This is a genomic window from Halomonas sp. GXIMD04776, assembly GCF_049808615.1.
Classification (GTDB): Bacteria; Pseudomonadota; Gammaproteobacteria; order Pseudomonadales; family Halomonadaceae; genus Modicisalibacter.
Genome location: NZ_JBNCAN010000001.1, coordinates 26,288 through 45,227 on the forward strand (window position 1 = coordinate 26,288; position 18,940 = coordinate 45,227).

Here is an 18,940-nt window from a genome sequence, read left to right on the forward strand (position 1 = left end):
TTATGATTGACCCGCCTCGGCGGCCAGCGTTGCTCCGATCCTGCCGACCTCCCTTACCAACAGATCGAGATCCTCGAATCTCGTGCGGTGGTTCGTGATATTGACCCTGATCGCGGTGTTGTCGTGAATGATGGTGGTCGAGGGGGCAGCGATGCCCTGGAGTTGCAACTGAATGACGATCTCTTCATTCAGGTGATTCAACGCGGCTGGGGCCAGGTCAGGATGGACATAGCGAAAGCAGCAGATATTCATCGCGACCGGCGCCAACACTTCCATATTCGGCTGAGTCGCGACCTGTTCTGCCAGATAAGCCGCCTGCTCGCAGTTGCGCGTGATCAGCCGACCCAGTTTGTCGGTGCCGTGTTCATTGAGTTGGGCCCAGATCTTGAGCGCTCGAAAGCCACGGGATAATTCGGGCCCGTACTCCACCGGCCAAGGGTTGCCGGCGGCCAGGCCCCTACTAGCCCCCTTGAGGTAGTCGGGGCGATCGGAGAATGTTCGGCGGTGCGCGTCTTCGGACCGTACAAGGACGAAGCCGGCGTCGTAGTTGACATGCAGCCACTTGTGAAAATCGAACGCCAGCGAGTCGGCTCGTTTCAATCCGGTCAGGCGCGGGCGAAGCCGATCACTGAGGACGCCGCTGGCGCCGAATGCGCCGTCAACATGAAACCACAGGCCTTCCCGGGCCGCGAGGTCGGCAATGGCTTCCAGGTCGTCGATCGCGCCGACATTGACCGCGCCGGCAGTGCCGATGATGGCAAAGGGCGTGCGCCCTTCTGCTCGATCCGTGGCGATCGCGGTTTTCAGCGCGTCCATGTCGATCTGGAAGCGATCATCGACCGGAATCTTGCGCAGGGCATCCGCGCCGAGACCCAGAATATCGAAGGCACGTGCGACGCAGGAATGGGTCTGCGTCGAGGTGTAGCCGACCAGCGGTGCGCCGCCGACGCCCTCTGTGCGACTGGTAAAGTCGAGACACCGGTCTCTTGCCACTTTCAAGGCAATCACGGTCGCAATCGATGTACCGGACACGATCAGGCCGCTGGCGGTCTCGGGGAACTCGAACAATTCCCGGCACCATTTCACCACTTGTTTTTCCACGTACATCGCGCCGTGGTCTCGACCGCCCAGATTGGCGTTCATCGCCGCCACCGCGATCTCGGCGATCAGGTTTCCCGGCGTGCCGGACCCATGCACCCAGCCAAAAAAACGCGGGTGGGTGTTGCCGATGCCGTAAGGCAGCAGCGCTTCGATCCGCTGCTGGGTCGCTGCCAACCCTTGACCATGGATCGGCAGTTCGGCTTGAAGCGACAGCTTCATTTCCGGCGGCACTTCATTCCAGACGCGGCCCTGGCGGGCGGCCTCCATCTTGTCGACCGCAGCATCCAGCATCTTGTGGGCAAGTGTTCGAAATTCGCGCCAGTCGCTGGGATCGAGAGACGGGTCTGCAGGGGGGTGTGAGGAATTCATGAGGATATACCTTCGGAGGATCAGGAAAGCACAGGCGCGGGCCACCCAGCGGAAGGCTCAGGTTGTCCATCGTCTCGAGAGGAAATCGGCAAATGACCAAGACGAATACGGGGAAAACGGGACAGATGCATTCGGGCCTCCGGCGCGACATTATTGGCATGCGCGTGTTCTTGGATTGTTCACAGTCGTAGAATGATGGCCTCATCCTTTTCTGACTGGTCTCACTCAAGACTAGGCGGCGTGGGAATGAGTGGCCAATGCCAAGAAACTCAAGATGAGTTACTTTTTTGCATGGCTAGCCGATTACACTAGAAAAACAAGAAAGGCAGGATAGAAAAGACATGAAGATCGAGTGGATAGAGGATTTTCTGGTACTCATCGAGGCGGGGACGTTTTCCCAGGCCGCCGAACGTCGCCATGTCACCCAGCCGGCCTTTTCGCGGCGCATTCGCCAATTGGAGCAGTGGCTGGGGGTCGAATTGATCGACCGGCAGGCGATCCGCTTGACGCTGACGCCCCAAGGGCAACTTCACGAACCGCACCTGCGGGACTGGCTGGCCCGGCTTTATGCCTTGCGCAGTCGTATGCGGGCTGAGGCACTGCATGGCCGCCGCGCGGTATTGACCACCCAGCACACGCTGACGGTCAGCTACTTGCCACGGCTGCTTCGCTACTTTCGCCACCACGCACCGGAGGCTCGCTTGCAGGTACGCTCCTCCAACCGGGACGACTGCATCAACGACTTCAAACGTGGCGATGCGGACCTGATGGTATGCAGCGAGCTGCATGGCGCCCCTCCGCTGACGGAGCGTCATGATATCGAGCGGCTAGAGCTTGGCCAGGAGCAATTGATTCCCGTCAGCGCCACCGACCACTCTGGCCGACCACTTCATGCGCCGCATCCAGACAATGTCCTGCCCCTTATCGGCTACGACCGCGATAGCTTCCTGGGAAGTGCCCTGGCGACCCCCTTCATGTTCGATCTTCAACGCCGCTTCGATGTCGAGCTCGTCTGCGAGACGGCCTTCACCATCGGGATCAAGGAATTGGCCTTGTCGGGATTGGGGGTCGGCTGGCTACCGCACGGCTTGATCGAGACGGAGCTGGAGTCCGGCAAGCTCGTTCCATTGCTCGATGAGCTCGGCGGCCCGTTGCTGGCGGTTGCCTGCTATCGTCATGTGACACCCAGCTTCGATGCGGCGGAACGATTGTGGGCACTGATGCAGAAGACGCCCCCTGCGGTTTGATCGGGATTGGTTAGCGCCGCCATCCATCGTGAGTGGACGCTAGGGCGCTACGCCTTCGCGAAGCTTGTAGAAGACAAGATCACCAATTTGGTTCGTCTTGATGAAGTTTCTGCCCCACCCCGGCGATATTTGTCGCTGATGGAAATACAAGGCGCCATCGATTCTGTCTGGCAGCTGCCCGTTGAGGGCTCGGCGCGAGATCTCCTTGGCGGTGGCGTAGGCCTGCTCATTTTCCGCATGATCCATACGGCCATCGCACCACCAGGAGAACTGGCAGCTCCCCTGCTCACCGCCTTGCCTGACCACCTCGCACACCGTTTCCGGAAAGCCTTCATGACCTAGGCGATTGATTACCACGTCGGCGACGGCCTCCATGGTGGCAACGCTTTCGCCCCTGGCCTCCCAATAGATGGCGCGCGCAAGACAGGTAATCGCATCCTCCAATGGGCCCCGTCCTGTCGGGTCGACCGCCTGTACGCCTGGCTTGGTAATGATCAAGGAATTAGGAGGACTTATGTCTTTGCCTTCCGTCACAACGGCCTGCTCCAGAGCCTCCGCCTTTTCCTTGGCAACTTCCGCCCTCTGCGCCTGATCGGCCGCAAGGGCTTGGCTGGAAAATAGAAATATTGCAAGACAGGGCACTATCCACTTCCAGCTTTGATACATGATCGAACCTCTTCTAAGAATCAAACCTGCCCATGGTGACTCGATATAAGCGGGGAATCGCTTTCTAGAACGTTTGGGATTCAGTCACATCGTATTCGGTAATCACTCAAGTGCCTATCGGACGATCGTCCACATGCGAACGCTCTTGAGGATCAGCCGTGGATCGAGGATGCGGCCGCCATCATCATTATTTCTGCGGACATGCCGAGCATGCGCACGCACTCTCATGAACAGCCACCGTCAGGAAAACGTGGTGAGCGCTACGTCTACATGGAAACCGGCGCCGTCGCTGAAAATGTCCATTTGCAAGCCACGGCGCTAGGTGGGATTGGTATGGGCGAGTGGCTTTGACGATGCAAAAGTCGAAAAGGTACTACATTTGAGACCAGAGCTTGAGCCCACTGCTTTGCTAATCGGACCGGTCGCTTAAAAATCCACCACCACGTTGCCCTTGGGCCGGCTGCAGCAGGAGAGGATGTACCCCGCCTCGACATCCTCATCCGTGATGCCGCCGTTATGCTCCATCTCGACTTCCCCGGACTTGATGCCTACCCGGCAGGTGCCACAGATGCCCATGCCACAGGCCTTGGGGATATGCAGACCCAGCTTGGCGGCGGCGGCATGGATCGTCTCATCGGGTTGAATGCGCACGCTCTTGCCGGAGCCTGCGAATTCGATGCTGAGCATTTCGGAATAATCGATCTCTTCGGCAGCGGCTTCGGCCTGCTCCGCCAGCTCGAGCACATCCTCGCGCACCTCCAGCGGCGTGGCGCCGAACAGCTCCTCGTGATAATGATCCATGTCGAAGCCATTATCCTGCAGGATACGCTTGATCACATTCATGTAGGGCGTGGGGCCACAGCAGAAGATCTCTCGTTCGAGATAGTCCGGCGCCATCAACTCCAGCATCGGCTGGGTCAAATAGCCTCGGTAGCCGCTCCAGGTTTCGCCAATATCATCCTTGTTTTCACAGATCAGATGCAGCTTGAACTCGGGAAGTCGCGAGAACATATGGATCAGTTCGCGATGGTAGATCACATCACGTGGTGCCCGGGCGCTGTGGATGAATTCGACATCGACACTGGCATTGGTATCGAACAGCCAACGAGTCATCGACATCAGGGGCGTGATGCCCACCCCTCCGGAGAGAAACAGCAGCTTGTCCGCAGGGAAGTCGATAATGTTGAAGTTGCCCACGGGCCCATGCACCACCAGTTCGTCGCCTACCGTAATAGTGTTATGCAGCCAGTTCGACACCTTGCCCCCGGGCATGCGCTTGACGGTAATCGAGAAGCTATAAGGAATCGAAGGCGAACTTGAGATGGTGTAGGAACGCATGACCTGCTCGCCATCGATGGAAAGCTCCAAAGTGACGAACTGCCCCGGCTTGAAGAAATAGAGCAGCGGCTGCTCCGCCATGAAGCAGAAGGTCCGCACATCCGCGGTTTCCTGGATCGTCTTGACGCAGCGCACCTGATGACGACCGTTGGTCCAGCTTTGGGTGGTGACTGGATTCAAGAAGTTCATTGTCATTGTTGTTCCTGCCCTGCAGCGCCGAAGGCGACGTTCGCGTTACGAAGGCCGCCTCCCGGCATGATCATGCTCGCATTCTGCGCATGCCACTCGAAACCGACTTGTCTCCCAGCGACATCGACATACCTCAAACAGCCAGTCGAACGGCGTATTTTTATCACCCAGGTCGTCTCCGGATCGCCGGATGTCGTGCGCAGATAATTGCGCTATTCACACATGCTCCACACTCAGCGTGAATTCCACCAATAACAATATTGACACCATCACCAAACTTACCGACACCGGTGATGGATGAGGGCCGTTGACATGAACCTGATCGCTCATTCCCGTCTGGATGATCCCCTGGCCGACGCACGCGAGGCCACCGCTGAGCTTTTAAGCACGCGCATCCCGAAATTTTCATTGCCTCAACCGCTCTACGTCGACGAGCGGATCTATGCCCTGGACCTGCAGGAAATTTTCGAGAAGGAGTGGCTGTTCGCCGGAATGACCTGCGAGATTCCCGCCAAGGGCAATTTCATGACCCTGCAGATCGGCAGCAACCCGATCATCATCGTGCGTGGTAACGACGGTGCGGTGCACGGCTTCCATAACGTCTGCCGCCACCGCGGGTCGCGCCTATGCGCCACGGAAAAGGGCAAGGTCGCCAAGCTGGTGTGCCCCTACCATCAATGGACCTACGAATTGGATGGCCGTCTGCTGTTTGCCGGCGACATGGGCCAGAACTTCAATCCGGCTGACTACAGTCTGAAGCCCATTCATGTGGTGACCGCCGGTGGCTATATCTTTGTCAGTCTGGCGGAACAGCCCGCGGACAACAGCGAATTCCTGGCTCAGCTCGAGCGCTATCTGGCGCCCCACGACATGGACAATGTCAAGGTGGCGGCGGAGTCGCATATCGTCGAGGAAGCCAACTGGAAGCTGGTCGTGGAGAACAATCGCGAGTGCTATCACTGCAACGGCTCTCACCCGGAGCTGATGAACTCGCTGCTGGAGTTCGACGACACAGAAGATGTGCGTGCCACACCGGCCTACAAGGCCCAGGTCGCACGCATGCGTGACAAGTGGGATGGTTTGGATGCGGCCTGGCAGCTTCAGTTTTTCGGTAAGCAGAACCGGCTGACCCGTACTCCGCTCAAGGATGGCACCAGTTCCATGACTCTGGACGGTAAACCGGCCTGCAAGAAGCTGATGGGCGACATGACAGATCCGGAGATGGGGGCGCTGCGCATCCTGCATCTACCCAACTCCTGGAATCACTTCATGGCGGATCATGGTGTCGTATTCCGCATTCTGCCGCTGGGCCCGCAGCAGACCCTGGTGACCACCAAATGGCTGGTGCACAAGGATGCGGTGGAAGGCGTCGATTATGATCCGATAGAGATGCGTAAGGTATGGGACGCCACCAATCTGCAAGATCGGCGTATCACCGAGGACAACCAGCGCGGTATCAACTCCATGGCCTATCAGCCCGGCCCCTACTCCGAGAGCTTCGAGTTCGGCGTGATCGATTTCGTCGACTGGTACAGCGAGCGCATGCTGGCGAATCTCGAGAACGAAACGCCGTCGCTGCGTCTAGCGCAAGGCTAGTCCAATCATCTTGTTCAACACTGCGATACAGGACAAGCGCAACTGAACATGAAGAGGGATGCCGGGGACAGGCTGAAGAGGAGGTCTTTTGCCATGGCCGGAAAATGTTCCATACAATTCCGGCATTTCCGCCATCCATGGCGGTCAGATGGCAAAAGTAGATACGGCCTGTCGGCGGGTTAGTCCCGAGATACTTGCGCCATCCTTATCTGGAGATTACCGATGACTACCTCCCGCGATCCGCTGCTGCAGCCCTTTTCTCTGGGCAACCTGACCTTGAAGAACCGTATCGTCAGCGCCTCCCACGAGCCGTCTTATTCCGAGGACGGCATGCCCAAGGCGCGCTATCGGCTTTATCACGAAGCCAAGGCCAAAGGCGGCATGGCCATGACCATGATCGGCGGCAGCGCCGTGGTGGCCCCGGACAGCCCACCGGCCTTCGGCAACCTGCTGCTCTACAAGGACGAGATCGTGCCCTGGCTTTCTGAGCTTGCAGATGGCGTGCATCAGCACGACTGCAAGGTGATGTGCCAGATCACCCACCTGGGACGTCGCACCCGCTACAACACCGGCGACTGGCTACCGGTAGTGGCACCCTCCGGCATGCGCGAGCCGGCCCATCGGGCCTTCCCCAAGGAGATGGAAGATCACGATTTCGAACGCATCGCTCAGGCCTATGCCGATGGCGCGGCCCGCTGTCAGGCCGCCGGCCTCGACGGCATCGAGATCAATGGTTACGGCCATATGTTCGATGGCTTTCTCTCACCCTGGACCAATCGCCGCGACGACGAATGGGGTGGCGACCTTCAAGGACGCCTGCGGTTCCCGCTGAAGATCCTCGACACCATTCGCGCCACCGTCGGCCCGGACTTCATCATCGGCGTGCGTCTGGTGGTGGACGAGCTGATGCCCCACGGCATCGGACGCGACGAAGGGCTTGAGATCTACAGGTTGCTCGAGCAAAGCGGCGCCATCGATTTCTTCAGTGTGATTCGCGGGCATATCGACTCCGATGCAGGGCTCGCGGAGGTAATCCCCAACATGGGCGCCCCTTCCGCGCCGCACCTCGCCTTTGCCGGCGAGGTACGCCGGACCACCGGTTTACCCATCATGCACGCCTCCCGCATCAACGACGTGGCCACCGCCCGCTATGCCCTGCGCGAAGGCCTGCTCGACATGGTCGGCATGGTGCGTGCGCATATGGCGGAGCCCAACATCACCGCGCTGATCGAATCCGGTGAGGAAGAGCGTATTCGTCCCTGCGTCGGTGCCGGCTACTGCATCGACGGCATCTACGAGAATGGTGCCGCCTATTGCATCCACAATCCGGCTACCGGCCGCGAGGCGACGATGCCTCATGTCATCGCTCGGGACGTGGATGCGCCGCGCCATGTGGTGGTGGTAGGCGGAGGGCCGGCCGGACTCGAGGCAGCCCGGGCCAGCGCCGAACGTGGCCATCGGGTCACGTTGCTGGAAGCCAACGACGAAGCCGGTGGTCAGGTGCGGGTCGCCAGCCTGCTCGAACGGCGTCGCGAGATGCTGGGTATCACCGAATGGCGGGTGAGCGAGTGTCAGCGCTTGGGCGTGGAGCTGCGCTTCAACTGCTATGCCGAAGCCGAGGACGTGCTGGGACTCGATCCGGACGTGGTCATCATCGCCACCGGTGGCCTGCCCCAGGTGCATCCACAGCTGGAAAGCGGCGAATCGCTGGTGAACTCGAGCTGGGATGCTTTGGCGGACCCGGTCCGCCCTGGCGAGCGCGTGCTGGTCTTCGATGATCATGGCGGCCACCCCGGGCTTTCCGCCGCGGAGCATCTGGCAAGCAAAGGCGCGATGGTGCATTTCGCCACGCCGGAGCGCATGATCGGCATCGAGGTCGGCAGCACTAACTTCCCGGCCTTCCTCACCGCACTCGATCGCTATGGCGTGGATGTCAGTCTCAACCGCACCCTGGTGGGTGTGGAGCGCGCCTCGGACGGTCTCAAGGCGACTCTGACCAGCCCTTACTGCAGCGATACTCGAGAAACCCTGAGCGTCGATCGGGTTATCGTCGAACACGGCACAGCGCCCTTGGATGAGCTTTATTTCGAGCTCAAGCCGCAGTCGAGCAACCTGGGCGAGCTGGATATCGACGCCTTCATTGCAGTCAAGCCGCAGCGCAAGACGCGCAACCCCCAGGGCCGCTTCCAGCTCTTTCGTATCGGCGACGCGGTGGCCAGCCGCAACGTGCATGCCGGGGTGTACGACGGTCTGCGCCTCGCGATGGGCCTTTGATGATCGCGAGGCAGGAGACAAGGCGCATCACTGGACGCCCGAGCGTGAGCATGATGGGATAGCGGCAGTTTCCACTGCCGCTGAAAGGTCACTTCATGCACGAAGACGATCAGTCCGCCATTCTCGATGTTGCCGAACTCGAGGCGAGCATTATTTATCGCTTGATGTCTGGCGCCATCGCTCCCCGTCCGATTGCCTGGGTATCGACTATCGACGCCCAGGGCAATGCCAATCTGGCGCCCTTTTCTTTCTTCAACGTGGCCAGCGTCGATCCCCCGGTACTGGCTTTTTCGCCCCTGCTGAACGGTCAACGCCAAGCCAAGGACACCGTTCGCAATTTACAGGACGTGCCGGAGTGCGTGGTGCATATTGGCGGAGAGGCGCTGGTCGAGGCGCTCAACGCCACCAGTGCCACGCTGCCACCCAATGAGGATGAATTCCTGCATGCCGGCCTTGAAAAGGCCACCTTGGGCAATCTGAAAGTGCCACGTATCGCTGCGGCGCCGATTGCCTTCGGTTGCCGTGTGCGTGATATCGTGAATTTTGGCGATCGCCCGCTCTCGGGGCGGCTGGTATTGGCCGAGGTCGTGGTGATTCATGCCGACCCCAGCGTGTGGGATGGGCGTCATGTCGATCCGGATGTCTTGCATCCCGTGGGGCGTATGGCCGGTGCGGATTATGCGCGGGTCACCGACCGTTTTTCCCTGCAGCGCCCCGAATAAAACGCCTACAACATTCTGAAATAAAACGATTGATGGTGACTTGCAGCCTGGTAGCAATGTAAATACGGCCTGTTTACTCGTCGGTGTCGGTCTGCTGCTCGGAGGGTTTTTCGGATGAATCTTCAGAGGACTTGGGTAAATCGGTCCCCGGCATGGCTTCACCCCCTGAGCCGAAGCCAGCCTTGTCCTCTTTGACCATACCGCCCTCGGTGTCGCTATCGGTATCGTCCTGAGTTTCGTTCATCCCTTCTCGGCTGGCCGGATCTTCAGCGCCATCATTCTGCATTGACGTCGGGATCTGCTGGTCGGGTTCTTCAGCGTCACCTTGCGGGTCTTGAGCAAACGCTGGGGCTTCCAGCGTCAGCCCCAGTACAATTCCCAGCACCCCGAGATCCTTGAGCAGCGTCTTTGGCATCGTAACGAATCCTTTTCGTAATGTTCGATTCGAGCATAGACAGCGCTTTTCCGATTCAGGTTCATTTCACGTCACGCATGCTCGACTGCCGACAACCGGCAGGCCGCGTACTTGAACTCGGGAATCTTGCCATAGGGGTCGAGTGCCGGATTGGTCAACAGATTCGCCGCCGCCTCGGCATAGCAGAACGGCACGAACACCATGCCCTCGGGCATCAGAGGATCGACCCGCGCGGTCAGGCTGATCTGCCCGCGCCGGGTGGTGATCACGACGGGCTCTCCCGGCGCCAGCCCTAGACGCGCCAGTTCGCCGGGGGCTAGGCTTGCCACCGCCTCCGGCTCGAGCTCGTCGAGCACCTTGGCGCGCCGGGTCATCGAGCCGGTATGCCAGTGCTCGAGCTGGCGTCCGGTGGTCAGTACCGTTGGATAGACGTCGTCCAGGGGCTCGTTCGGCGGCAGCGGCCGGGTCGGCGAAAACCTGGCCCGGCCGCTCGGCGTGGGAAAGGCATCCGAGAACACCACATCGGCCCCCGGGGCATCGTCAGCGGGGCACGGATAGGTCACCGACTCCTCGCGCTCCAGACGCTCCCAACTGATGTGATCCAGCGACGCCATTCCTTGAGTCATCTCGGCAAACACTTCGCGGGGATGGTGATAGTCCCAGGACAAGCCGAAGCGCAACGCGATCTGCTGGATGATCCACCAGTCGGGCTTGGCCTTACCGGGCAACGGCATGGCCTTGCGACCCATTTGTACCTGGCGGTTGGTGTTAGTCACGGTGCCATCCTTCTCCGGCCAGGCGGAGGCCGGCAGGATCACGTCGGCGAACTGCGCGGTCTCGGTGACGAACAGGTCCTGCACCACCAGATGCTCGAGCTTGGCCAGCGCCGCCCGGGCATGATCCAGGTCCGGATCGGACATCGCCGGGTTCTCGCCGAGAATGTACATGCCCTTGATAGTATCGGCATGAATGGCGTCCATGATCTCGACCACGGTGAGTCCCGGCTTGTCGTCGAGCGACGTGTTCCACAACTCTTCAAAAGCGGCCCGCACCTGGGCGTCGCCGACCGGCTGATAATCCGGCAGCACCATGGGGATAAGCCCGGCGTCCGAGGCGCCCTGAACGTTATTCTGACCACGCAGCGGATGCAGCCCGGTGCCTGGGCGCCCGATCTGGCCGCAGGCCAGCGCCAGGGAAATCAGACAACGCGCGTTGTCGGTGCCGTGGGTATGCTGGGAGATGCCCATGCCCCAGAAGATCATCGCCTTGTCCGCTGTCGCATAAAGCCGTGCCACCTCGCGGATCTCTTCGGCGTCAATGCCGCACAGCCCGCTCATTGCCTCCGGGGTCATGTCGACGACATGGGTCTTGAGCGCCTCGAAGCCCTCGGTATGCTCATGGATATAGGTGTCGTCGTAAAGCCTTTCCGTGACGATGACATTGAGCATGGCATTGAACAGCGCCACGTCCGAGCCCGGCGTGAAGCGCAGGGTCTTGTGGGCATAGGCGCCCAGCGCCTGACCGCGGGGATCGATGACGATCAGCCTGGTTCCGCGCTTGGCGGCCTGCTTGAAGAAGGTCGCCGCCACCGGATGGTTCACCGTCGGATTGCAACCAGTGAGGATGACTACATCGGCGTCCAGCGCCTGCATGAACGACGCCGTCACCGCACCAGAGCCGATGCATTCCATCAGCGCCGCCACCGAGCTTGCATGACACAGCCGCGTGCAGTGATCGACGTGGTTGGAGCCGAAACCGGTACGCACCAACTTCTGGAACAGCCAGGCCTCCTCGTTGGAGCACTTGGCGCTGCCGAAACCCGCCAGGGCATCCGGGCCATGGGTGTCTTTCAGCCCCACCAGCCCACTAGCGGCCAGCTCCAGCGCCTCTTCCCAGCTCGCTTCACGAAAATGCGTGGTCGGCGTCGCCGGATCGAACGCTGGATCAAGGCCCTTGGGCACGCCTTCCCGGCGGATCAGCGGCACGGTCAAGCGCGAGGCATGGCGCGGGTAGTCGAAGCCAAAGCGCCCCTTCACGCATAGTCGATTGTGGTTCGAGGGTCCGTCGCGACCCGAGACATGCTGAATCTCGTCGTCCTTGAGGTGGTAGGTCAACTGACAGCCCACGCCGCAATAGGGGCAAACGGAATCCACCGTGCGACCGGCGATCTTTGAATCGCCCCGGCCCTGAGCGTCGATCAATGTCGCCGGCATCAATGCGCCGGTCGGGCAAGCCTGCACGCATTCGCCGCAGGCCACGCAGGTGCTCTCTCCCATCGGATCATCGAAGTCGAAGACGATCTTGGACGACGCCCCACGATGGGCCAGGCCAATCACATCATTGACCTGCACCTCGCGACAGGCGCGTACACATAGATTGCACTCGATGCAGGCGTCAAGATTGACGTTCATGGCGCTGTGCGAGGTGTCATGATTCGAGCGGCGCGATTCGCCTCTCTCTTTGACGAAGGCTTCCTCAGCGAAGGCTTCTTCCACCGGATTGTGTGCCGGCAGCCAGGCCTTGACCGCCGTGGCGTCGATGGCGAGCTTGTCCGCCATGGCCCAGAAATGACTCGAACGATCCGGGCTTTCTTCGCGTGAGGGCTGATCGGCGATCAACAGCTCCATGACCCCTTCCCTGGCGACCCGCGAGCGCTCAGAAGTGGCGCTCTTGACCACCATGTCGGGCCTGGCCTCACGCAGGCAACTGGCGACCAAGGCGCGTTCGCCCTCGATCTCGACCATGCAGACACGACAGTTGCCGTCTGCACGATAGCCATAGCCATCCTTGAAGCACAGATGCGGAATCGTCTCGCCGGCTCGTTTGGCCACCTGCCACAGGGTCTCGCCGGGATAAGCCGTCACGGTTTGATCATCCAGGGTCAGCTCAAACGTCTCTACCGAGGATTCAGGAGAAACAAGGGTATTCATGATCGATTCTCCTCAGGCTTTGACAATGACGTTCTGCGCTTCAAGATCGTTGCGAAAATCCTTGAGCAGTCCCAGTACCGGGTTAGGCGCCGCCTGGCCCAGGCCGCAGATGGAGGCATCCATCATCACCTGGGACAGCCGGGTGAGTTCCGCTACGCTCCACTCGTCACGCTCAAGCAGTGCCAGCATCTTTTCGGTGCCCACTCGACAGGGTGTGCACTGCCCACAGGATTCGTCGGCGAAGAAGGCCAGCAGGTTGGTAGCCACGCCCCGCAGATCGTCTTGGTCAGAGATCACCATTACCGCTGCGGACCCAATGAAGCTGTCGTGGGCCTGCAAGGTATCGAAATCCAGCGGAATATCCGCCTTGGACGCCGGCAGAATACCTCCGGAGGCGCCCCCGGGCAGGTAGGCGCACAACTCATGGCCTTCCTGCATGCCGCCGGCATATTCCTCGACCAGTTCATTCAATGTGATGCCCGCCGGAGCCAGATGCACCCCGGGATTCCTGACACGCCCTGAGACCGAGAAGCTACGCAATCCCTTACGACCATGGCGGCCCTGACCGGCAAACCATTCGGCGCCGCGCTCCCAGATCAGCGGGATCCAGTAGACGGTCTCGACGTTATTGACCAGGGTCGGACGATCGAAGAGCCCGCGTTGGGCGACGAAGGGCGGGCGATGACGTGGCTTGCCCGGCTTGCCCTCCAAGGATTCGATCATCGCGGATTCCTCACCGCAGATGTAGGCCCCGGCGCCGCGGCGCAGAACGATATAGCCTGGCTCGACGAGCTCGGCGGCTTCCAGCTCAGCGATGGCATCGCGCAGGACACGATGCAGGGCCGGATATTCGTCGCGCAGATAAATGTAAAGCGCCTCGGCCTCCACCGCCCAAGCGCTGATCAAGGCGCCCTCCAGAAAGCGGTGGGGAGAGCGTTCCAGATAATAGCGATCCTTGAAGGTACCCGGCTCGCCTTCATCGGCGTTGATCGCGCAATAGCGTGGTCTCGGCTCGGCACGCACGAAGCCCCACTTCTTGAAGGTGGCAAACCCCGCCCCGCCCAGGCCGCGAAGCCCGGCCTGCTCCATGACCTGCATGAGCTGTTCGCCGCTGACTTCGCCCGTGCGACAGGCGCTGAGCAGTGCGTGCCCTCCTTCGATCCGATAGGCCTCGAGTCGTTGCCAATCGACCGTCTCGGTGGGCAGTTCATCGGCTGTCAAGACATCGCCAACATGGGCAAGTGTGGCATGGTCCATATGCCAATGATGGCCCTTTGACGAAAGCTCCACCACCGGCGCCGTTGCGCAACGCCCCATGCAGGGCGCGCGGATCACTCGCACGGCGCTGGCGTCGGCCCCCGCCTCGAGTTCCTTGCGCAAGGCATCAGCCCCGGCCAATTGGCAGGACAATGAATCACAGACGCGAATCGTGATCGCCGGTGGCGGCGCCTGGTCGTCATGAACCACATCGAAGTGGGCATAGAAGGTGGCGGTCTCGTAGACCGCCGCCATCGGCAGGTTCATGAAGGCAGCCAGAGCGCGCAGGTGACGCAGGGCGAGATGACCATAGTGATCCTGAATGACGTGCAGATGCTCGATCAGCAGATCGCGGCGATGGCGGACAGAATCTGGCACATTGCCCAATAGTGCTTCGATCTCGGTCCGGGCGACCGGTTCGAGCTCACGTCCTCGGGGCTTGCCTCGGGCGCCACGACGCGGCGGCGTTACGGAATTGACGGTCATGGTCTGACGCTCATTGTTATCGCTATCAAGGGATGTTCGCATCGCTCCCGCGAATCGGCAATGGCGATTTATACAATCTCCTACTCGGTGCCGATCAGCTTCATCCTGATGTCGCTCTGAGCACATTCAATTTGATAAACCCAAACAAAGACATTGATAAATGCCCAATGAACACACTAATAAAAAAGGGTCGCCCGCTTGGCGACCCTCGAGTTCGACGTACTTTTTTCGGTCGAATGCTGCGTGTTTACTGGCCGTTCTGAGCCATCTGCTGAACACGCTTCATCAGTTCGGGATCCTGCTGGATCGCCTGACCGATGGAGTTGAATGTCTCTACATCCAAGCCGCTGTCTTCGACTACAGCCACCATCTTCTCGTTGGCCTCCATGCGAATTTCCTGCTGCTTTTGCTGGTCATCGCCCGCTTCCTGCAGACGCTGGGTATAGTCTTGGGAGATCTTGGCAATCTCTTCAGAGGTATCAGCAAACTGCTGTAGCTGCTCATCGGAGAAGTCCTGAGCGGTAGCCTGGGACTGTTGTGCTGCCGGGTCCTGCTGCTGGGCTGACGAATCCTGAGCCATCACTGGCGTGGCAATCATCCCTGCAGTCAGCAGAGCGGCGGAGAACAGGGCAGTCATCTTATGCATGTAGATACTCCATTACGTGTTGTGTGTCCTGGGTCTGATAATTCTATCGCAGGGTGGTTCCACTTTATTTGTAAAGAAAAGAAGGTAAAAATTTTCCTATCGATTACAAATGTCTATAAAAAGCGACGAATTATTCGATCACCCACTCTTACGCCTCTTGGTTGAGCCATTCGACGATGGCGTCGATTCCCTGAATGAGAGTCGTTGTCGCCGACTGCTCCAGGGCTGCTTGTTCGCCATTCATCAATTTAGCGCCATCAAAATCCACGTAAGCCAGCCGCACCGTGAGTCGGCTTGGGTCACAGCCGAAGGCACTACCCGGCAACAATGCCACTCCAGCCTCCTCGAGCAGACGTGCCGTCAGCTCGGCACTGGTGGTAATTCCCCGGGCGGCCAGTGCCTCGCGATGGACTTCGAAATCGGGGAATAGATAGAAGCCACCATCCGGCGCATGGGTACGTATCCTCGCTTTATTCAGGCGCGCCGCACACCATTGTCCAATATCACTCAGCACGTTGCGCTGGCGTTGGACGTAGGCACCGAGACCCGGCGTACGTGTATAGGCGGTCATGGCGGCATACTGTATAGGGCTTGTGACGCTAGACCAGGTTTCGGAGGCAACGCCCAGCACCCGAGCGAACAACTCAGCGCCCAGCTCGGCGGGTACATGCATGACCCCAAGGCGCCAACCACCGGCGCCACACCATTTGGAAAGTCCACTGGTGGTGACAGTACCCTCAGGATAATCCAGAGCAAAGGCGCGATGTTCACCGCGATGATGCAGTAGTCCGTAAATCTCATCCGCAAGCACCAGTACCCCATGACGATGAGCTACCTGGGCCAGGCGCTTTTGGGTATCTTCTTCCGGTGACAACCCGGTGGGGTTGCCCGGCGCATTGAGAATCAACACCTTGAGCCGCTCCGGATCCGCGGTGCAGTGCGCTTCGAGCTGCTCCGGGGTTACCTGCCAGCGGGTCTCGAAGGAGGCATCGAGCCGTACCGCTCGCTGGCCGGCCATGCGCGCCTGGGGGGCATAGGAAACCCAGGACGGCGCCGGAATCAGAATGTCGGCTTCGGGTAACGACTTCATCAGCGCGAACAGCAATAGCTTGCTGCCGGGACCGACAATAATACGCTCGGCGTCCCAGCGAGTATGATCGATATCGCTATGAAACTTAGCGACCTGATCTCTTAGCGCCGGCAGCCCTTGCACCGGCAGATAAGCCTTTTCGGCGGCATGTTTGGCAAGCGATTCGACGGCGGGGGCAAATACCGGAAACGGTGACTGGCCAAAGCCGAACTTGAAGATGCGTCGCCCTCCGGCCTCAAGCAGCCGGGACTGCTCGTTGATCAGCAACGTGTCAGAGGAGCGGGTTGCCTCGTCTGCCCTGCCATAGCCGCTATCCAAACGATCGGCAACGCTGTAATGCGGTCCCGATAATGAAGCATCGGTCGGTCTGGATGAATCAGAAGCGCGGGTCATGAAGAATCTCCCTGTGGGTATTGGGTGGACGTGATCGCCTCATTCGATATCAAGACGTGCGATCAGCGCCTCGCGCTGGCGAATGCTGGCAACCGCTTGGCTGCCCAATTCCCGGGCGACTCGCGACAACACCAGTTCCACCAGTAAAAACAGACTACTCATGGGGTTGAAGAAGAACGGTCCTTCCGCCGGCGCCATCAGGCAGCGATCAGTCAAAGCCGCCAGTTGCGAACCAGGATGGTTGGTCAGCGCCACCAGATCGGCGCCCTGCTCTACCGCCAACCGGCAGTAGTCGAGGCTCAGACGGGTCTCGGGACGAAAGGCGATGCCGATCACCAGATCGTTCTCATCAAGATGTAGCGCCTGCTCGAGACCGACGCCCGCCAGGGGCGAGATCAATTGCACATTCTCACGCAAATAGTCGAGGTAATAGGCCAGGTAGTGCGCCGCCCCGAAGCTGGCCCGGAGGCCGACGACATGTAGCCGTCGGGCTGCCACGATGGCCTTCACCACCTGCTCGAGCATATCGCTGTCGAGATTTGCCACCGCGACGGACAGGTTGGCCATCTCCTGTTGCCACAGCACATGATCTTGGCTGGTTGCAGGCGGTGACTGTGGCGTTTCACCGAAATCCAGTAAACGTTCGGCGCGGGTCGAATAGAACGCGTTGGTAGTCAGGTCTTCTCGAAAGAGTGCTTGAAACGCCTTGAAGCCGGAAAACCCCAGCGCTCGAGCCAGCCGTGTCAGACTGGAGGGGTTCACCCCATGGCGCTCTCCAAGCCGGGAAATACTCGACAGTCCCGCCGTCTCTGGTGTTGCCAGCAGCGCCTCGAGCAGAGCGAGTGCTTTTGTCGACAAGTGTGGGGCATCACTCTCCCCACGCCGGCTAAGGTCGGCAAGGTTCTGAAGTTCGGCAATACTGGCCGGTGGCTGAGTGAATATCGTGCTGGGCATGGCGATCTCATCATGTGCGTTGCATGAGGATAAGCGCTACCGCCGCCGTATTGCAAATTTATTTGCAATAAGAAAAATTTATTTCAAAACAACCAACCATTGCTAAGAATGAGGATCGTTACTCGCCTCCCCATCACCAAATAGTTTTTGTAATCGGTCTTTGTTACATTGCTTCAAAACATACATATATGTATGTTGTGCAATCTCATCACACAAGGAAGCGGCATGCGTCTATCTCTCCCGCCCCTGGTTTCACGTTCAGGATTGTTTCTTGCAGGCATGCTTTGTGCTCCTTTTGCCGTTGGCGCGAATCTTTACTCCATCAAGGTGGAAAACGACCTGTTCTCCAGCGGCGAAGATGGCCACTACACCAACGGTCTGGAGCTCACAGGCATTAGCCTGCCAGGCAATACTCATTGGTCCCGGAAATTGTCTGACTGGTTGCCCGGCTGGTCGGCGGACGGGCTGGATGCTGTCGGTTATCACTTCATTCATCAGATCTATACCCCCAACGATATCGAACGTGAACGCCTGATCGAGGACGATCGCCCCTATGCAGGGTTGTTGCTGGGCGGTCTCTCGTTATTCGACGATGAACAGCACGATGGTTGGCGTACCGCCTCGGCCTTGCAACTACAAATCGGGTGGGTGGGTCCCGCTGCGGGGGGCGAGTCCATCCAGAAAGCGGTGCATAAAGTAGTGGACAGTAAAGAACCTGAAGGCTGGGACAATCAACTCGACAACGAGCCGATCGTCAGCCTGGGCTGGAGCAAGTCCTGGTGGTGGCTTTCTCGTTTTGGCGGGTTGGAATGGGAGTACGGGCCTAGCGCCTCGCTCAAGGTGGGCAATCTCTACGACTACGCAGGTGCCGGAGGCGCGTTGAGAGTCGGTAACGGGTTGGAAAAGAGCTTCGGTATTCCTTCGGTTTCACCGGCCCAAGGTGGACGTCAGGGATTCATTCAAGACGCTGGCTTCGGCTGGTATGGGTTTCTCGGAACGGAGGGCCGTTATATGGCCCACAACCTATTGCTGGATGGCAATACCTTCGAGAATAGCCATGAGGTCGAGCGCCGTGAATGGGTGGGTGATCTGACCGCCGGTGTCGTATTCAGCTGGGATCGTTTCCAGGTCGCGTTTACCAACGTCTGGCGTACCCGGGAGTTCGACTCTCAGAACGAGACAGATCAGTTTGGGTCGATCACTCTCTCGACCTGGCTATAAGCTGGTACTTCGCCAGCCGATCTGTTGTGCTTGGAGAACTAACCTG

At 59.5% G+C, this 18,940-nt stretch carries 14 protein-coding genes and 1 pseudogene; 6 read left to right on the plus strand and 9 right to left on the minus strand.

What is annotated here, in order from left to right:
* Entirely contained in the window at positions 1 to 1,470 is a 1,470-nt protein-coding gene (locus ACPF7Z_RS00140) for a pyridoxal phosphate-dependent decarboxylase family protein (RefSeq protein ID WP_425191132.1), read from the minus strand.
* A 341-nt stretch (positions 1,471 to 1,811) separates the two neighbouring features.
* Here ACPF7Z_RS00140 and ACPF7Z_RS00145 point away from each other — a divergent pair, with 341 nt between their 5' ends.
* Complete coding sequence (locus tag ACPF7Z_RS00145) at positions 1,812 to 2,717, plus strand: LysR substrate-binding domain-containing protein (protein ID WP_425191133.1); 906 nt, start codon at positions 1,812 to 1,814, stop codon at positions 2,715 to 2,717.
* A 39-nt stretch (positions 2,718 to 2,756) separates the two neighbouring features.
* Here the strand turns inward: ACPF7Z_RS00145 and ACPF7Z_RS00150 are convergent, their stop codons facing one another.
* Positions 2,757 to 3,383: a cell wall hydrolase gene (locus ACPF7Z_RS00150; protein ID WP_425191134.1), complete on the minus strand. Its 627-nt coding sequence runs from the start codon at positions 3,381 to 3,383 to the stop codon at positions 2,757 to 2,759.
* A 153-nt stretch (positions 3,384 to 3,536) separates the two neighbouring features.
* On the opposite strand from ACPF7Z_RS00150, the pseudogene ACPF7Z_RS00155 reads away from it, so the two are divergent.
* A pseudogene (locus ACPF7Z_RS00155) lies at positions 3,537 to 3,734 on the plus strand (hypothetical protein); the annotation flags it as partial.
* 75 nt (positions 3,735 to 3,809) lie between these two features.
* Here the strand turns inward: ACPF7Z_RS00155 and ACPF7Z_RS00160 are convergent.
* The gene (locus ACPF7Z_RS00160; RefSeq protein WP_425191135.1) at positions 3,810 to 4,916 is read right to left on the minus strand and encodes an FAD-binding oxidoreductase; all 1,107 of its coding nucleotides are present in this window, start codon (positions 4,914 to 4,916) and stop codon (positions 3,810 to 3,812) included.
* 306 nt (positions 4,917 to 5,222) lie between these two features.
* Between ACPF7Z_RS00160 and ACPF7Z_RS00165 the strand changes: the two genes are divergently transcribed.
* The 3 genes from ACPF7Z_RS00165 to ACPF7Z_RS00175 all read left to right on the plus strand — a co-directional run bounded on the left by ACPF7Z_RS00165 (position 5,223) and on the right by ACPF7Z_RS00175 (position 9,502).
* The gene (locus tag ACPF7Z_RS00165; RefSeq protein ID WP_425191136.1) at positions 5,223 to 6,506 is read left to right on the plus strand and encodes an aromatic ring-hydroxylating oxygenase subunit alpha; all 1,284 of its coding nucleotides are present in this window, start codon (positions 5,223 to 5,225) and stop codon (positions 6,504 to 6,506) included.
* 222 nt (positions 6,507 to 6,728) lie between these two features.
* A complete protein-coding gene (locus tag ACPF7Z_RS00170) occupies positions 6,729 to 8,780 on the plus strand; it encodes an FAD-dependent oxidoreductase (RefSeq protein WP_425191137.1) in 2,052 nt (683 codons plus the stop codon).
* A gap of 95 nt (positions 8,781 to 8,875) precedes the next feature.
* Positions 8,876 to 9,502 (plus strand): flavin reductase family protein, encoded by a 627-nt coding sequence (locus ACPF7Z_RS00175; RefSeq protein ID WP_425191138.1) that lies wholly within the window; start codon positions 8,876 to 8,878, stop codon positions 9,500 to 9,502.
* 73 nt (positions 9,503 to 9,575) lie between these two features.
* Here ACPF7Z_RS00175 and ACPF7Z_RS00180 read toward each other — a convergent pair whose 3' ends face one another.
* The 6 genes from ACPF7Z_RS00180 to ACPF7Z_RS00205 form a co-directional block, all read right to left on the minus strand.
* The gene (locus ACPF7Z_RS00180) at positions 9,576 to 9,917 is read right to left on the minus strand and encodes a hypothetical protein (protein ID WP_425191139.1); all 342 of its coding nucleotides are present in this window, start codon (positions 9,915 to 9,917) and stop codon (positions 9,576 to 9,578) included.
* Positions 9,918 to 9,988: 71 nt separating this feature from the next.
* A complete protein-coding gene (gene fdhF, locus ACPF7Z_RS00185) occupies positions 9,989 to 12,847 on the minus strand; it encodes a formate dehydrogenase subunit alpha (RefSeq protein WP_425191140.1) in 2,859 nt (952 codons plus the stop codon).
* A gap of 12 nt (positions 12,848 to 12,859) precedes the next feature.
* Positions 12,860 to 14,590 (minus strand): NADH-ubiquinone oxidoreductase-F iron-sulfur binding region domain-containing protein, encoded by a 1,731-nt coding sequence (locus tag ACPF7Z_RS00190; RefSeq protein ID WP_425191141.1) that lies wholly within the window; start codon positions 14,588 to 14,590, stop codon positions 12,860 to 12,862.
* Between the two features lie 247 nt (positions 14,591 to 14,837).
* Positions 14,838 to 15,236, minus strand: a complete 399-nt coding sequence (locus tag ACPF7Z_RS00195) for a DUF4168 domain-containing protein (protein ID WP_425191142.1) — start codon at positions 15,234 to 15,236, stop codon at positions 14,838 to 14,840.
* A gap of 148 nt (positions 15,237 to 15,384) precedes the next feature.
* Positions 15,385 to 16,719 carry a pyridoxal phosphate-dependent aminotransferase gene (locus tag ACPF7Z_RS00200; RefSeq protein ID WP_425191143.1) on the minus strand — a complete coding sequence of 445 codons (1,335 nt, stop codon included), beginning with the start codon at positions 16,717 to 16,719 and terminating at the stop codon, positions 15,385 to 15,387.
* Positions 16,720 to 16,758: 39 nt separating this feature from the next.
* Positions 16,759 to 17,673, minus strand: coding sequence for a MurR/RpiR family transcriptional regulator (locus ACPF7Z_RS00205; RefSeq protein WP_425191144.1), 915 nt, complete (start codon positions 17,671 to 17,673; stop codon positions 16,759 to 16,761).
* Between the two features lie 225 nt (positions 17,674 to 17,898).
* Here ACPF7Z_RS00205 and ACPF7Z_RS00210 point away from each other — a divergent pair, with 225 nt between their 5' ends.
* A complete protein-coding gene (locus ACPF7Z_RS00210) occupies positions 17,899 to 18,894 on the plus strand; it encodes a lipid A deacylase LpxR family protein (RefSeq protein ID WP_425191145.1) in 996 nt (331 codons plus the stop codon).
* The last annotated feature ends 46 nt before the right edge of the window (positions 18,895 to 18,940 follow it).

Excerpts from the sequence above, each read along its gene's own strand:
- ACPF7Z_RS00165 (WP_425191136.1), top strand. The coding sequence starts at position 5,223 with ATGAACCTGATCGCTCATTCCCGTCTGGATGATCCCCTGGCCGACGCA.
- ACPF7Z_RS00170 (WP_425191137.1), top strand. The coding sequence starts at position 6,729 with ATGACTACCTCCCGCGATCCGCTGCTGCAGCCCTTTTCTCTGGGCAAC.
- ACPF7Z_RS00160 (WP_425191135.1), bottom strand. The coding sequence starts at position 4,916 with ATGACAATGAACTTCTTGAATCCAGTCACCACCCAAAGCTGGACCAAC.
- fdhF (WP_425191140.1), bottom strand. The coding sequence starts at position 12,847 with ATGAATACCCTTGTTTCTCCTGAATCCTCGGTAGAGACGTTTGAGCTG.
- ACPF7Z_RS00200 (WP_425191143.1), bottom strand. The coding sequence starts at position 16,719 with ATGACCCGCGCTTCTGATTCATCCAGACCGACCGATGCTTCATTATCG.
- ACPF7Z_RS00195 (WP_425191142.1), bottom strand. The coding sequence starts at position 15,236 with ATGCATAAGATGACTGCCCTGTTCTCCGCCGCTCTGCTGACTGCAGGG.
- ACPF7Z_RS00180 (WP_425191139.1), bottom strand. The coding sequence starts at position 9,917 with ATGCCAAAGACGCTGCTCAAGGATCTCGGGGTGCTGGGAATTGTACTG.
- ACPF7Z_RS00150 (WP_425191134.1), bottom strand. The coding sequence starts at position 3,383 with ATGTATCAAAGCTGGAAGTGGATAGTGCCCTGTCTTGCAATATTTCTA.
- ACPF7Z_RS00210 (WP_425191145.1), top strand. The coding sequence starts at position 17,899 with ATGCGTCTATCTCTCCCGCCCCTGGTTTCACGTTCAGGATTGTTTCTT.
- ACPF7Z_RS00190 (WP_425191141.1), bottom strand. The coding sequence starts at position 14,590 with ATGACCGTCAATTCCGTAACGCCGCCGCGTCGTGGCGCCCGAGGCAAG.
- ACPF7Z_RS00145 (WP_425191133.1), top strand. The coding sequence starts at position 1,812 with ATGAAGATCGAGTGGATAGAGGATTTTCTGGTACTCATCGAGGCGGGG.
- ACPF7Z_RS00175 (WP_425191138.1), top strand. The coding sequence starts at position 8,876 with ATGCACGAAGACGATCAGTCCGCCATTCTCGATGTTGCCGAACTCGAG.
- ACPF7Z_RS00140 (WP_425191132.1), bottom strand. The coding sequence starts at position 1,470 with ATGAATTCCTCACACCCCCCTGCAGACCCGTCTCTCGATCCCAGCGAC.
- ACPF7Z_RS00205 (WP_425191144.1), bottom strand. The coding sequence starts at position 17,673 with ATGCCCAGCACGATATTCACTCAGCCACCGGCCAGTATTGCCGAACTT.